The organism is Xanthomonas citri pv. mangiferaeindicae, from assembly GCA_002240395.1.
GTDB lineage: Bacteria > Pseudomonadota > Gammaproteobacteria > Xanthomonadales > Xanthomonadaceae > Luteimonas > Luteimonas citri_A.
In genome coordinates this window covers 2,693,026-2,708,040 of sequence record CP016836.1, presented here as the reverse complement: position 1 = coordinate 2,708,040, position 15,015 = coordinate 2,693,026, and the positions used below count along the sequence as shown (strand labels likewise).

General features: G+C 69.0%; 7 protein-coding genes and 1 tRNA gene. 6 read left to right on the top strand and 2 right to left on the bottom strand.

Annotation, left to right across the window (positions count from 1 at the left end; translation table 11 throughout):
* The first annotated feature begins 123 nt into the window (after nt 1-123).
* Nucleotides 124-2,937, top strand: a complete 2,814-nt coding sequence (locus tag BEN78_11745) for a hypothetical protein (GenBank protein ID ASR43943.1) — start codon at nt 124-126, stop codon at nt 2,935-2,937.
* A gap of 115 nt (nt 2,938-3,052) precedes the next feature.
* Entirely contained in the window at nt 3,053-3,685 is a 633-nt protein-coding gene (locus BEN78_11740) for a uracil phosphoribosyltransferase (protein ID ASR43942.1), read from the top strand.
* 24 nt (nt 3,686-3,709) lie between these two features.
* On the opposite strand, the gene BEN78_11735 is transcribed toward BEN78_11740, so the two are convergent.
* The gene (locus tag BEN78_11735; protein ASR43941.1) at nt 3,710-4,639 is read right to left on the bottom strand and encodes a hypothetical protein; all 930 of its coding nucleotides are present in this window, start codon (nt 4,637-4,639) and stop codon (nt 3,710-3,712) included.
* Nucleotides 4,640-4,850: 211 nt separating this feature from the next.
* Here BEN78_11735 and BEN78_11730 point away from each other — a divergent pair, with 211 nt between their 5' ends.
* Together BEN78_11730 and BEN78_11725 are read left to right on the top strand one after the other, a co-directional pair.
* On the top strand, nt 4,851-7,019 hold the full coding sequence (locus BEN78_11730) for a TonB-dependent receptor (GenBank protein ID ASR45104.1): 2,169 nt from the start codon (nt 4,851-4,853) through the stop codon (nt 7,017-7,019).
* Between the two features lie 218 nt (nt 7,020-7,237).
* Nucleotides 7,238-7,756 (top strand): kinase, encoded by a 519-nt coding sequence (locus BEN78_11725; GenBank protein ID ASR43940.1) that lies wholly within the window; start codon nt 7,238-7,240, stop codon nt 7,754-7,756.
* 51 nt (nt 7,757-7,807) lie between these two features.
* Here the strand turns inward: BEN78_11725 and BEN78_11720 are convergent, their stop codons facing one another.
* Nucleotides 7,808-11,716, bottom strand: a complete 3,909-nt coding sequence (locus BEN78_11720; GenBank protein ID ASR43939.1) for a hypothetical protein — start codon at nt 11,714-11,716, stop codon at nt 7,808-7,810.
* A 198-nt stretch (nt 11,717-11,914) separates the two neighbouring features.
* On the opposite strand from BEN78_11720, the gene BEN78_11715 reads away from it, so the two are divergent.
* Together BEN78_11715 and BEN78_11710 are read left to right on the top strand one after the other, a co-directional pair.
* The gene (locus BEN78_11715) at nt 11,915-14,653 is read left to right on the top strand and encodes a hypothetical protein (GenBank protein ASR43938.1); all 2,739 of its coding nucleotides are present in this window, start codon (nt 11,915-11,917) and stop codon (nt 14,651-14,653) included.
* A 139-nt stretch (nt 14,654-14,792) separates the two neighbouring features.
* Nucleotides 14,793-14,867 (top strand) — tRNA-Val (locus tag BEN78_11710).
* The last annotated feature ends 148 nt before the right edge of the window (nt 14,868-15,015 follow it).

Sequence of the window (15,015 nt, the reverse complement as noted above, 5' to 3'; positions counted from 1 at the left end):
TGAATCCGCAACACAACCGACCCAGACTTTTCGAAACGTTCGCGAGGCACTCGTGAACACCGGTCTGCGCCAAGCCAAGGGGGCGCGCAGGCCGACGCGCCCCTGCCACTTTCCGGAGTTCCGATGACATCGACCCAGACCGCGATCGCCGTGGCGATCGCCGCCGCGCTGTTCGCAGCCACCCCGTCCGCCGCCCACGCACAGACCGCCGCTGACGGCGTCGCCGCGATGGCCGGCACGATCGTCGGCCAGGTCCGTGAAGCATCGCGTGGTATCGCCCTCGAAGGCGCGCGCGTCACCGTCGGCGGCCGACAGGCCAGCACCGACGGCGAAGGTCTGTTCCGTGTCGTCGGCCTGCCCGCGGGCCGTCACACGCTACGTGTGGATTATCTGGGCTACGGCGCCTACGAGACCGAGGTCATGATCGGCGACAGCCGCGGCACGCGCCTCGATGTCGCGCTGACCAGCACCGCCGGCGCGACCGACTTCGGCGTCGTCGAGGTCCGCGCCAGCCGCGACGCCCAGGCGCGCGCGCTCAACCAGCAGCGCACGTCCACCCATTACGTCAATGTCGTGTCGGCCGACCTGCTGGGCCAGTTCCCCGACAACAATATCGCCGAATCCACCCAGCGCATTTCCGGCGTGTCGATCGAGCGCGACCAGGGCGAGGGCCGCTACGTCACCGTGCGCGGCGCGCCCAAGGAGTACACCACCGTCTCGATCGACGGCGTGCAACTGGCCAATCCCGATGCCGGCAGCCGCGGCGTGGAACTGGACACCATTCCGTCGGATGTGATCTCCGCGCTCGAGGTCACCAAGGCGCTGACGCCGGACATGGACGGCGACGCGATCGCCGGCAACATCAACATCCGCACCCAGAGTGCGCTCGACCGCGACGGCCTGACGCTGCGCGCCTCGGTCGCCGGCGGCGCGTACCAGTTGGGCGACGGCGAGAACGAGCGTTACAACGCGACAATCGGCAACCGCTTCGGCGCCGATCGCAACATCGGCGTGCTGATCTCCGGCTCGCTCAGCAAGCAGGGGCGATTCACCGACAATGTCGAGAGCCTGTACGAGCGCGTCGACGCGGGCTTCGCGCCCACCGAGATCCAGATCAAGGACTACGAGGGCACGCGCACCCGCAAGGGTCTGACCGGCCGCTTCGACTTCCGCATCGATCCCGATAACCTGGTGTACCTGGTGGCCTCCGATGCCAACTTCGTCGATCACGAGTTCCGCGACAATCTGACGATCACACTCGACCGGCACACCGCGGGCTCGGACGAAACCGCCGGCACCGCGCGCGCGACCTTCGACAAGGAACTGCGCGAACGCACCTACGACAAGACGATCCGGACCTACACCCTGGGCGGCGAGCATTATCTGGGCGAGACCTGGAAGCTCGACTGGCAGGCCTCGCGCAGCGAGGCGACCAAGGTCACCGATCCACGCCAGCAGTACATCTTCCGCGCCACCGTGCGCCCGCAGCTCGACTACGACTACGCCAACCCCGACTTCCCGGTCTGGACGATCCGCGGCCGGGACGATGCGCCGGCCACTGGCGTGAACCTGCCCGAGGACTGGTATGCGTTCCGCCGCCTCAACGACCGCTTCGAGTACAGCGAAGAGGCGGAAACCGGCCTGCGGCTGGACCTGGCGCGTCCCCAGTCCTTCATCGGCGAGACCGGCGACCTGCGCGTCGGCGTGCGCGCGCGGCTGCGCGACAAGCAGTTCGACGACGAACGCTACCGCAATGGCGAGCGCGACGACTTCGATGCACTGGGCATCGCCTACTCGGACATGCTCTGCGACAGCCTGTCCAACAACTTCGGTTACTTCCTGACCGGCCGGCGCTTCTGCCGCGACATCTTCGACCGCTACGCCGGGCCGCTGAAGGACAGCGACGCCTACGAGCGTCTGATTCCCGATTCGCTGACCGGCGACTACCGCGCCGAAGAGGATGTGTACGCAGGTTACGCGCGCCTGGACGCGACCTGGAACGCGCTGACCATGGTCGCCGGCGTGCGCTACGAGCGCACCGAGACCACAGGCATGGCGACCGCGTTCGACGAGGACACCGGCGTCGCGACCCCGGTCTCGGCCGGCCGCCGTTACGGCAACGTGCTGCCCAGCGTGCACCTGCGCTACGAGCTCACGCCCGACAGCATCGTGCGCGCCTCGTACTCGACCGCGCTCAACCGCCCGGACTTCATGCACACCGCGCCCTACCGCATCCTCGGCGAGGCTGACGACCGCAACGTCATCGCGATCGACGAGGGCAACCCGCAGGTGCGCGAAGCCTATGCACACAACCTCGATCTGTCGTTCGAACGCTATCTGCGCCCGCTGGGGCTGGTGTCGGGCGCGCTGTTCTACAAGCGCATCGAGGACCCGCTGTTCCTCGCCTCGCACGACGAAGCCGCCGGCGGTGGTCAGACACTGCGCATCACCCGCGCCGAGAACGGCGACCACGGCCGGATCTACGGCGCGGAACTGACCTGGCAGCAGACCTTCGACCGGTTGCCCGGCGCGCTCGCGGGTCTGGGCATCTACACCAACTACACCTATGCCAAATCCGAGGCGCAGTTGCCGTTCGGCCTGGGCGAAACCGAGCTGCCGGGCACTTCGCGCAACAACTACAACATCGCGCTGACCTACGCGCGCCCGGGCCTGGATGCGCGTCTGGCCTACAACTATCGCTCGCGCTTCATCCAGGCATTCGACATCAGCAATCCCGAACTGAACATCTACTGGGACGATCGCGCGAGCCTGGACTTCTCGGCGAGCGTGGCGCTCGGCGCGGGCTGGCGCGTGTTCGGCGAGATCAACAACCTGCAAGACACGCGCCAGGTCCGCTTCCAGGGCCAGCGCAACCGAGTACTAGAGATGGAAGGCTTCGGCCGGTCGTGGCTGGCGGGCGTGCGCTACCAGTTCTGACCGCCCGGCGCGCGGCTGCACGACACCGGCACCGGACCTTGCGTCCGGTGCCGAGCGGACCCAGAGACCCGCGTGCCCTATCCTGTCGGCATCGCCCGTTCCGTTCCCGATGCCCATGAAGATCGTCGAAGTCCGCCACCCACTGGTCCAGCACAAGCTCGGACTGATGCGCCGCGCCGACAACAGCACCAAGACCTTCCGCGAACTGTCCGCCGAGGTCGCCACGCTGCTGACCTACGAGGCCACCTCGGACCTCGAGACCGAGGACGCGTCGGTCGATGGCTGGGCCGGTCCGGTGCAGGTGCGACGCATCAAGGGCCGCAAGATCACCCTGGTGCCGATCCTGCGCGCCGGCATCGGCATGCTGCCCGGCGTGCTCGAGCTCATCCCGGCAGCCAAGGTCAGTGTCGTCGGCATCAAGCGCGACGAGACCTCGCTGCAGGCAGTGCCCTACTACGAGAACCTCGTCGGCGACATGGCCGACCGCACCGCGCTGATCCTCGACCCGATGCTCGCCACCGGCGGCACGCTGATCGCCACGGTCGCGATGCTCAAGGCCGCGGGCGCCAGCCGGATCAAAGGCCTGTTCCTGGTCGCCGCGCCCGAGGGGCTGCGCGCGCTCGAGGCCGCCCATCCCGATGTCGAGGTCTACACCGCCTCGATCGACCAGCGCCTCGACGAACGCGGTTACATCCTGCCCGGCCTGGGCGACGCCGGCGACAAGATCTTCGGCACCCGGGTCGACTGAGCGACGCGGCGCGCGCTCGCGACCTCAGGTCCTATCCGGCCAGCGCCGGAGGAGCTGCGGCGATCTCCCGACGCGCCGACACGCGCGCGGCGCGATGCCGTCGGGCAGCGCCATGCGGAACAGCGGCGCCAGGCCGCGCAACACACGTGCGCAGGCGCGGTTGCGGATCCGCTGCAGCGGTGTGATCTGCAGCAGCGCCTCGGCCCAGGGCGGCAGCAGTGCGGCACCGGCGCCGATGAACAGCCCGCGCAACAGCGCCCCGCCCGGCACCGGCAGGCGGGTCGTGCGCAGCACCGCCAGCACTTCGCGCGAGCGTTCATCGAAGTGCAGTTCCGGGCGCACCCGGGCGAAGTAGTCGATCATCGCCGCACCGCTCGTCGGCACCTCGCGGGCGCCCAGGGCTTCGGCGACCCGGCGCGACTCGTCGTAGTAGCGGTCGTCGACCCAATCGGGCGTGGGCAGCCCGGCATAAGCCCGAAAGCCCTGCAGGAACGCATAGGCCTCGGTCGCATGCACCCAGGTCAACAGCGCGGGATCGTCGGCTGCGTAGGGCACGCCGTCGGCGGTGGTGCCGCGCACCTGGCCGTGGATGGCGGCGACCCGCGCGACCAGCTGGTGCGCCTGTGTGGTGCCGGCATAGGTGGTACCCGCAACGAAGGCCGTGGTGCGGCGCAGCCGCCCGATCAGGTCGGTGCGGAAATCGGAGTGGTCCCACACGCCCGCCAGCGCGCGCGGATGCAGCGCCTGCAGCACCAACGCGCACAGACCGCCGGCGAGCATGCCCGGGAAATCGCCGTGGATCCGCCAGGTCACCGCCTCCGGGCCGAACATGCCCGGATCGCCCAGCGGCGCGTCGTAGTCGATCCCGCTCTGCCCACGTGGGAACACGCCCAACACCCAGCGGCGGAGCGCGGCGGTGAGCGGAGCGGCAAGGCCGGGGCGAGGTGCGTCCATGCCCGCCAGGCTAGCCGGCCAGCATCGACGATGGCGTCGATGCTGGCCACGTCGCATGCGACAATCCGCACTCGCCGCCGACGCTTCACCTCCGTCCGCGCCGCTTCCGTCAGCCAGGGGCCCCGGCCCTCAGCCAGCCGCGCCGCCTCCCCCCTGCTGACAGGACTGCTTCGCCATGCCCGCGCTTCCGTTTTCCGACCCGGCCGCGTCGTTGCGCACGCGCCGTGCCCCGCTCGCGCTCGCCCTGCTCGCCTGCATCGCGGCGACACCCGCGCTTGCCCAGGACCTCGCGCCCGACGCGCAGACCCGCACGCTCGACACGGTGCTGGTGACCGCCGACGGCTCGCAGGTCGAACTGCCACCCGCCTATGCCGGCGGCCAGGTCGCCACCGGCGGGCGCGTCGGCCTGTTCGGCAACCTCGACCTGATGGACACGCCGTTCAACAGCCTCAACTTCACCGCCGACCTGATGCGCGACCAGCAGGCGCGCAGCGTCGCCGACGTCGTGCAGAACGACCCCGCGGTGCGGGTCGCGCGCGGCTTCGGCAATTTCCAGGAGCTGTACGTCGTGCGCGGCCTGCCCGTGTACTCCGACGACATGAGCTACAACGGCCTCTACGGGCTGCTGCCACGGCAGTATGTCGCCGCCGAGTTCCTGGAGCGCGTGGAGGTGTTCCGCGGCGCCAACAGCTTCATCAATGGCGCAGCGCCCGGCGGCAGTGGCATCGGCGGCGCGTTCAATCTGGTGCCCAAGCGCGCCGGTGACGACGACCTGACCCGGCTGACGCTGGGCTACGAGAGCGACGGCCAGGGCTACGCCGCGGCCGACGTCTCGCGCCGCTTCGGTGCCGAGCGCGCCTGGGGTGTGCGCGCCAACGCCGTGCGCCGCGACGGCGATACCGTGCTCGACGAAGCCCGCGAGCTCGGCGTGCTGGCGCTCGGCATCGACTATCGCGGCGAACGCGCGCGCTTCTCGGCCGACCTGGGCTGGCAGGACCACCGCATCGATGCGCCGCGACCCAGCGTCACGCCCACTGGCTTGATCCCGAAGGCGCCCGCAGCCGACGTGAACTTCGCCCAGCCGTGGACCTTCACTGACGAGGAGGATCTGTTCGGCGTGGTCCGCGGCGAGTACGACATCAGCGACACCGCGACGGCGTGGGCGGCGGTCGGCATCCGCGACAGCCGCGAACACAACGTGCTGGCCAACCCGCGGGTCGACACCGCCGGCAATCTGACCGCGTCGCGTTTCGACAACGTGCGCGAGGACCTGCTGCGCACCGGCGAGGTCGGGCTGCGCACCGAGTTCCGCACCGGCGCGGGCGGTCACCGCGTCAGCGTGACCGGCGCATTCTTCGATCTCGACTCGCAGAACGCTTATGCGACCGGCACCCGCCGCCCGGCAGGCACGCTGTACGCGCCGGTCGCAACCGCGTTGCCGCCGACGAGCCCTGCGGTCGGCGACATGGCCGACCCGCTGACCACCAGCCGCACCCAGACCGCGAGCGTCGCGATCGCCGACACCCTGCGGCTGGCCGATGAGCGCGTGCTGCTGACGCTCGGCGCACGTCGGCAGACCTTGCGCCAGTCGAGCTACGACTACACCACCGGCGCCGCGCTCGACCGCTATGACGACAACGCGGTCACGCCGGTGGCGGCGGTCGTGTTCAAGCTCGGCCGGCAGGTCTCGCTGTACGCCAATTACGCCGAAGCGTTGCTGCCCGGCCAGACCGTCGCGCAGACCAGCGCAGACGGCACCCCGATCGTCAACGCCGGCGAGATCCTCGACCCGTTCCGCTCCAAGCAGTACGAGGTCGGTGCCAAGTACGACGCCGGCGGCTGGGGCGCGAGCGCCGCGCTGTTCCGCATCGCCAAGCCGAATGCGATCGAGCAGGACTACCGGGTCAGTGCCGACGGCGAGCAGCGCAACCAGGGCTTGGAACTGAGTGTCTACGGCCAGCCGGCCGATGGCCTGCGCGTGCTCGGCGGCCTGACCTGGCTCGACGCCACGCTGCGCCGCACCCAAGGCGGCATCAACCAGGGCAACGACGTGATCGGCGTGCCCGACGTCCAGGCCAACGCCGGGATCGACTGGGACGTGCCCGGCGTGGCCGGGCTCACGCTCGATGCGCGTGCAGTGCACACCGGCCGCCAGGCGGCGCGCGCGGACAACGCGCTGGAACTGCCGTCCTGGACGCGGTTCGACCTGGGCACGCGCTACGCGTTCGAGGCCGGCGGCCGCGACTGGACGCTGCGCGCGCGCGTGGACAACGTCTTCGATCGTGCCTACTGGGCCTCGACCGGCGGCACCGCCGGTGCCAACTATCTGGTGCTGGCGGCGCCGCGCACGGTCACGTTGTCGGTCTCGCTCGCGCTGTGATGCGGCCCGCCCCGCCTTGCATCGGTGTGCGCTCGCGCGCAATGGGATCGTTTGCCCGATCCCATTGCGTCGGAGGGTGCCGCTGAACAACACCGCACGCTTTGCCATCTGTGCCGATCTCGCCTCCGACCGGTACGGCGCGCGCGCGCGATACGAGCGGAACGATAATCGCCAGTCCAGGCTGATCCACCCAAGCCGAACGCATCGAGGATCGACGCATGCTGATCGTCTTCAGCGGCCTGCCCGGCACCGGAAAGACCACCATCGCCAAGCCGCTGGCCGCCAGACTCCAGGCCGTCTATCTGCGCATCGACAGCATCGAGCAAGTGCTACGTGGCAGCGCTGCGTTCGAGCAGGACATCGGCAGCAGCGGCTACCAGGTGGCCAATACCGTGGCGCTGGACAACCTCAACGCTGGACACCACGTCATCGCCGATTGCGTCAACCCGGTATCGGAAAGCCGCCAAGCTTGGGCCGACACTGCCGCACAGGCGCGATGCCGCCTGCTGAACGTGCAGATCGTCTGCTCGGACAAGGCGCAGCATCGCCAGCGCGTGGAGGCGAGAGTCAGCGACGTGCCTGGACTGATCGTCCCGAACTGGCCATCGGTCGTGGCCCACGAGTACGAGCCTTGGCCGCAAGCGCCATTGACCCTCGATACCGCCTGGGTATCGGCCGAGGCGGCGCAGACGCTGATCGCCGACCATGTCTGCGCGTGCTTGCGAGCGGACGCCTGAACGCGCCTACGGGGACGAGGTCGTCATCTACTGGCGCGTCCGGCTCCAGGCCTACTCGAGGGGAATGCGGACCACGCTTTCCAGTGCGCTGGCGGTGTAGTCCTTGTTGAAGGGCGCCTTGACCGTCACGTACAGCGCCTTGCCGTCGGGCGCGAGCTCGAGGCTGTTGGGATTGGGCGGCAGCGTCCAGGTGCGGCGCACGGCGTAGCTGTCGGCGTCGAGCTCGCTGACCGTGCCCTGGTCGCGATGGGTCACGTAGAGCGCCTTGCGCTCGGGGTGGAGCACGATGCCCATCGAGTCGCCGACCGGCAGGCTGCGCTCGACCTTGCCGGTGCGCGTGTCGAACACCAGCACGGTCGCGCCCTTCGAGTGGTCGGTCACGAACAGGCGGTGCGTGGCCGGATCGTGGGCGAGGTTGAGCAGCAGGTACTCCTTGCCATCGCCGGGCGTCCAGCGGTGCTGAATCGCATGGGTCGCGGTGTCGATCACCAGCACCTCGCCGTCGCCGTTGGCCGCGTACAGCCGGCTGGCTGCCGGATCGAGCAGCAGGCCGGTCACCCACTTGCCGGCATCGCCGATCGTCGCGCGCAGCGTCAGCGTGGCCGCATCCACCACCCAGATCAGCCCCGGCGCGCCGACGCCGCCGACATACAGCGTGCCGCTGGCCTCGTCGAGAATCACCTGCCGCGGACCGTAGAAGGTGCCGTCCGAGGCCTTGTCCTCGAAGCGCAGCCGGCCTCTGACCTCGCCGCTGACCGCGTCGACTGCGGTGAGCCCACGCTCGACGCTGTTGGTCACGTACAGCGTCTCGCCCTTGGCGTCGGTCGCGATGGCGAAGTTGCGCAAGTCGGTGTGGGTCTGGCCGCGGGTCTCCAGCGTAAGCGGATCGAGCCGGTAGATCACCCCGCCCTTGGTGTCGGGTGCGGCCTCCGACGACGCGACGAACAGCGCGCTCGCGGCTTGGCTGTAGCGCGCTTCGTAGACCCCGCGCGCGAGGTCGCGGCGCAGCACGCCATCGGGCAACGCGTTCGCGGTGGCCGCAGGCGTTGCGATTGCCGGTGCCTGCTGGGCATGCACAGGCGACGACAGGCCGAGCGCGAGTGCGGTCGCAGCAGCCAGCAAGGTCAGGGCGCGGGAGGACGGGATCATGGGCATGGACTCGGCTGGGCGGACGATGGGAGGAGTGCCCGCATCGGAGCCTGGCGACATGGCCGCCGCAGGCACGGGCCGGCGCTGGGCCGAACCGCAGGTGCCGTCGAGCCCGCTGGCTCGCGACCCTTCATTATCGGGAACGATTCTCATTTTCCTGATGAAGGGAAGGCTTGTCCATGGCCGCCCACTCTCACGGCAGCCGCAGTGGTCCCACCGCATCGAGAACGCGGGCGTCGTGCCGGCCATCCCCGCCCCGAACGCCGATCCGCTCGCCTGCGGCTGCAGGGGGCGGAACCCGTCGTCGTAGTCCCAGGTCACCGCATGCACGCGGGCGCCGGCGAGCGACGTCGGATCGCCCAGCGTTGAGGCCGGCAACGTGAAGCGGATCGTCGCCGCGTCCGAATCGACGTCGATTCGCGCGGGCTGCGCCTGCGGCGTGCCCTCGGTGTCGGCATCTGCGCCTTCCGCCGAGAACAGCGCGTTCGACCAACCGTGGGCGCGGATGCGGTAGTGCCAGCGCATCCCGTCCGGCAGGCGCGCGTTCTGCTGCGGCATCACCTCGCTGCCGCCTTCGCGTTCCGGCAACTCGATGAACACCACCGGCGCGACATGATCGAAGCCATTGGGCGGATTCCAACCCTGGGTGACGCTGGCCATGCGCAAACTGACGCGAAGCGCGCCGCCGCTGGTCTCGACGTCCAGCCCGCGCAAGTCGCCCTGCCGCTGCGTCCGCCACTGGCCGCCGGTGGGATAGACCACGCGCCCGTCCAGGCCGTGATCGTCGCCGGCCGGATCGTCCACGCGCGCCACCGCTTGCCACTGGCGTTCGACCTGGAACGGCTGCGCTGTCGACGCAGTCCGGTCGGCCTCGCGCCACAGCACCAGGCGATGCCTGCGCGCCGGATCGATCCAACTGTCGGTGCGCAGCGTCGCCGTCCAGCGACCGTCGGCACCGGCCACGACGCGCGGGGCGCGCTGCAGATCGCCATCGATCACGACCTGCAACACGTCGCCGGGCGTCGCACGTCCGTGCAGCACCACGTCGTCGCGCCACGGGGCTGGCGGCAGCGCATCGAGCGTCGGCGCCGCGGACTGCGGTGCCTCCGGCGGCGCCTCACCGCCGCGCTGCCGCCAGACCAGCCCTGCACGCGGCGGCAGCACCAGCGTCAGCCGGCCATCGGCGGCGACGGTCAGCGGCGCAGGATCGCCATCGAGTCCGAACACGCCCTCCAGCCGCGTGCCGCCCGGCAGCCCTGTCTCCAGCGCATCGACCAGCACCGGCGCATCGGCGGTGTTGAACGCAACCAGCGCAAGCGCCGCCTCGTGGCGCGTGGCCCACACCAGCGCGCCGGGCCCGCCCCCACTGTCGCGCAACACCTCGGGCACACCCCGCGAAAACAACCGGTCGTCGAGCCGCAATGCCGACATCGCCGCGATCTCGCGATACAGCGGTGCGGCGGTGTCGAACGCGTCGCCTTGTGCGCCAACACCGCCGGCGAACATCGCCGTGCGGCGCCCCGAAAAGCCCTGCTCGGTGCCGTAGTACAGCGTGGGAATGCCCGGCAGGGTCATCATCGCCAGCAGTGCCTGACGCAAGGCGCGCGTATCGGCGCCGGCCAGGAACCGGTCGACGTCGTGGTTGTCGACGAAGCTCGGCATCCAGTGCAGGCGCGGATGCAGCGCGACCATGCTGGCGATGCGATGGCCGAGCACCGCAGTCGGCTCGCCGCGCGCGAACACGTCGCCGAGACTGCCGTAGAGCGGGAAGTTGATCATGCCGGGCAAGCGATCGCCGCCGGCCTCGGTGCGCATATAGGCTTCGAGCCGGCGCGCCTGGCTGTCCTCGAACGGCTTGTCGATCGCAAAGCCCTCGCCGAAGACGTGGAAGTCCTCGCGGCCGGTCGCGCGTGCGGCCGCAGCGATGCCCGGCGCATCAGGATCGTCGGCGTGCAGGAAATCGTCGAAGAAATCCGCCGGCACATGCAGCGCGGTGTCGACACGGAACGCATCGACGCCGATGTCGTGGATCCAATCGCCATAGCTGCGCCGCAGCGCGCGCCGGACTTCGGGATGCTCGGTATTGAGATCGTCGAGGCCCGCGAGCTGGTAGGTCAGCTCCTGCGTGCGGTCGGTGAAATCGACGATGTCGGGCGTCCAGTGGTAGATCGCATCGCGGCGCTGGGTCGGATCGCGCGCATCGTTGCGGTCGAACGGCGGCTGCACCGGCGCCTGGCGGCCGCGCGCGTCAGCAAAGCGCACGAATCCGGCTGCCGGATCGTCCGCGCGCCAGCCGTCGGGATAGCCGAAATAGTTCGCGGTGTGGTTCACCACGATGTCCTGAATCAAGTACATACCGCGGCCGTGCAGACCGCGCGACAGGGCGCGGTAGTCGTCACGCGTGCCGAAATGCGGGTCGATGGCCGAGAAGTCGTCCGCCCAATAGCCGTGATAGCCACCGTAACGCGTCGCCTCGTTCCACCACTGGTGCGCCACCGGTGGGGTGATCCACACCGCCGTCGCGCCCAGTCCCTGCACGTAGTCGAGCCGGCGCGTCACACCCGCAAGGTCGCCGCCGCTGTAGCGCGCCGGATCGTTCGGATCGTACTCGCCGGTGCCCTGGTCGTTGTTGGACGAGTCGCCATCGTCGAAGCGGTCGATCATCAGGAAGTAGACGATCTGATCGCGCCAGTCGGGGGACGGCACGTGCAGATCGCCCGCGCTCGCCGCACCGGCAATCAAGGACAGGCACGCGAGTGCGATGCCCCGCACGCACACGCGTGTGCACCGCTGCATGTAATCGTTTTCCATCGCCGCCTCCCAGCGCCATCGATGCCCCATCGTCGACGAGCGCCACCGCATTGCGCCATGAATACGTATGCAGTGCGCCGCCGGGCCCGAACCCCGGGACTACCATGGCCGCCAATCGCGGGGCCGGTCCGATCCATCGCGTTCCGATGCCGACGGCTCGCCCCGAACACTGCCTGCTGGACACCCTTGGGAGGGGAGATGTCGAAGCTCGATCGCAACCTGCTCAGCGTTGCGCTGTCGTCTGCGCTGCTGATGCTCGCAACCGGCGCACACGCGCAGACCACCACGTCGACGTCCACGAACAACATCGAAACCGCCTCGACGCAGACGCCGGCCTCCGGCGGCGACGCCGTGCAGCTCGACAGCGTGCGTGTCACCGGCATCCGCCGCGGCATCGAACTGTCGATGGATACCAAGCAAGCCGAGGACACCATCGTCGAGGCGATCTCGGCCGAGGACATCGGCAAGCTGCCCGACACCAGCATCGCCGACTCGCTGTCGCGCCTGCCCGGCATCTCTGCGCAGCGTTTCGGCGGCCGCCCGCAGGAGCTCAACATCCGCGGTTTCGCCGGCGATTTCTCCACCGCGTTGCTCAACGGCCGCGAGCAGGTGAGCTTCGGCAACAACCGCGGCGTGGAGTTCGACCAGTACCCGTCCGAACTGATCAGCCAGGTCGTGGTGCACAAGACCACCAATGCGCAGCTGGTCGGCCAGGGCCTGTCGGGCACGGTCAACATGAAAACCGTCCGCCCGTTGTCGTTCGGCGAGCGCGCGATCGCGGTGAACGTGCGCGGCGATATGAACAAGCTCGGCGACGATAAGGAATACGGCAGCCGCGCCAGCATCTCGTACATCGATCAGTTCGCCGACAACACCGTCGGCATCGCCGTCGGTTACGCGCGCCTCGACAGCCCGAACCTCGGCCACCAGTTCGAGTCGTGGAACTTCAACAAGGAGTACCCAGGCTACGCGGGCAACGCCGTGCTCGGCGGCACCGCGGCCTATGCGATCGAAGGCAGCAATCGGCGCGACGGCTACATGGCGGTGCTCGAGTTCCAGCCCAACGAGCGCCTGCACTCCACCATCGACCTGTTCTACTCGCAGTTCGATCGGCAAGAGAACAAGTACGGTCTGCAGACCGGCCTGGCCTATGGCCGGGCAACCCTCGACGACGCCACGCTGAGCCCCAACGGCACCACGATCGATTCGACCTGGTCGCAGATCGCACCGATCGTGCTGCGCAACGACAGCAACACGATGGACGACCGCCTGCTGTCGTTCGGCTGGAACACCGAGCTGGAGGTCAACGCGAACTGGACGCTGACCACCGACGTCAGCCACTCGCGCGCGCGCCGCGCCGAGCAACTGTTCGAGGTCTACGCCACGCCGCCAGCCGGCGTCACCAGCTCGGGCCGCTACGTGTTCAATCCCGAGGGCTGGTACGACATCGACCTGGACTACGACCTCGGCGCACCGGGCGGCTTCGTCCTGCGCGATCCCGACCGCTGGGGCGGCGAGCGCGACCAGGCCGGCTACCTGAAGAACTTCGAGGTCCGCGACCAGATCAGTGCGTTCCGGATCGACCTCGAGCGTCGCTTCGATGCCGGCTTCGTGTCCGCCCTGCGCTTCGGCGGCAACATCACCGACCGCCGCAAGAGCCGCGCCTCGACCGAGTACACCCTGTGCGTCACCGACGCCTGCACCGGCGATCTCAGCGTCGCGATCCCGGGACAGTACGTGCGCAACAGCGCCTTCGGCTTCGCCGGCATTCCGTCGATTCTCGACCTCGACGAGCGCGCGATGCTTGCCGCCGGCGTCTATCGCCCGTGGCGCAAGGACGATGCGGCGATCAACGACAAGAACTGGGAGATCCACGAAGAGATCGCCACGCTCTATGTCCAAGCCGACATCGACACCGATCTCGGCCCGGTGCCGCTCAAGGGCAACGTCGGCGTGCAGGTGGTCAACGCCAGCCAGCGCTCGACCGGCGTGGCGACGTTCGAAGGCGCGGCGCTGGAAGCGCCCAGCGAGCGCGGCGCCGACCACGTGCACTACCTGCCGAGCATGAACCTGTCCTTCGGCCTGCCGGCCGAGCAGTTCGTGCGCGTCGGCGCCTCACGCCAGATGGCGCGCCCGCGCATGGACGAACTCACCGCCGGCGGGAGCTACAGCATCGACCGCAGCCGCGACCGCTGGACCGGCAGCGGCGGCAACCCCGAGCTCGATCCGTGGCTGGCCAATGCCTACGACCTCTCGTACGAGAAGTACTTCGGCAACGAATCGATCGGGCGCGGCTACGTCAGTGCGGCGTACTTCTACAAGGATCTCAAGACCTACATCTACCGTCAGACGACCGCGTTCGACTTCAGCCAGCTGCCGTTGCCTCCCGAACTGCCGGGCAACCTGCCGCCGTCGTGGATCGGCGAGTACAGCCAGCCGGTCAACGGCGAGGGCGGCACGATCAAGGGCTGGGAGTTCGCCGTATCGCTCCCGCTGGGCCTGCTGTGGGCGCCGCTGGAAGGCTTCGGCTTCATGGGCAACTACTCCGACACCGAGAGCGACATCGCGCCCAACGGCCCCGACAGCTCCGAGCCCCTGCCCGGCCTGTCGAAGTACGTCTCCAACGTCGCGCTGTACTACGAGCGCTACGGCTTCTCGGCCCGTGTGTCGCAGCGCAGCCGCTCGGACTTCCTCGGCGAGGTCCAGGGCGCCGGCGGCGATCGCACCAAGGTGATGTTCACCGGCGAGACCGTGACCGACCTGCAGCTGGGCTACGCGTTCGAAAGCGGACGCCTGGAGGGCCTGTCGCTGCTGCTGCAGGTCAACAACCTGGAGAACGAGCCCTTCCGCTCGACCTTCGACGGCCTGCAGGAGCGCCCGAACCAGTTCTACGACTACGGCCGCACCTATCTGATGGGCGTCAACTACCGCTTTTGACCCATACCGGCCGCGCGGCGTCCTGCGCGCGGCCGGCGGCCCACGTCAGGCGCAAGGCATCTGAACCTGGAGACGCTTGTGCACCTCCGATGACTGGGCTAGAATGCGCGACCTCGCCGAAGCGGCGGGCAGCAACATCGGGCGGTTAGCTCAGCGGTAGAGCACTACCTTGACATGGTAGGGGTCACAGGTTCGAACCCTGTACCGCCCACCACGTAAATGCCTTGTTTCTAAGGCTTTTCGTGACAAACAAGAAGCGTGGCGTCGAGGCACTGACCCCATACTGACCCCAAAGATGCCGGCCCAAGAGCCGGCATTTTTGTGCCCGCAGGATGGTCTCGCTGAAGACGCCGGCCGGAGCG

Coding starts and splice junctions, on each gene's coding strand:
- BEN78_11745 (ASR43943.1), top strand. CDS start 124: ATGACATCGACCCAGACCGCGATCGCCGTGGCGATCGCCGCCGCGCTG.
- BEN78_11725 (ASR43940.1), top strand. CDS start 7,238: ATGCTGATCGTCTTCAGCGGCCTGCCCGGCACCGGAAAGACCACCATC.
- BEN78_11720 (ASR43939.1), bottom strand. CDS start 11,716: ATGGAAAACGATTACATGCAGCGGTGCACACGCGTGTGCGTGCGGGGC.
- BEN78_11715 (ASR43938.1), top strand. CDS start 11,915: ATGTCGAAGCTCGATCGCAACCTGCTCAGCGTTGCGCTGTCGTCTGCG.
- BEN78_11735 (ASR43941.1), bottom strand. CDS start 4,639: ATGGACGCACCTCGCCCCGGCCTTGCCGCTCCGCTCACCGCCGCGCTC.
- BEN78_11740 (ASR43942.1), top strand. CDS start 3,053: ATGAAGATCGTCGAAGTCCGCCACCCACTGGTCCAGCACAAGCTCGGA.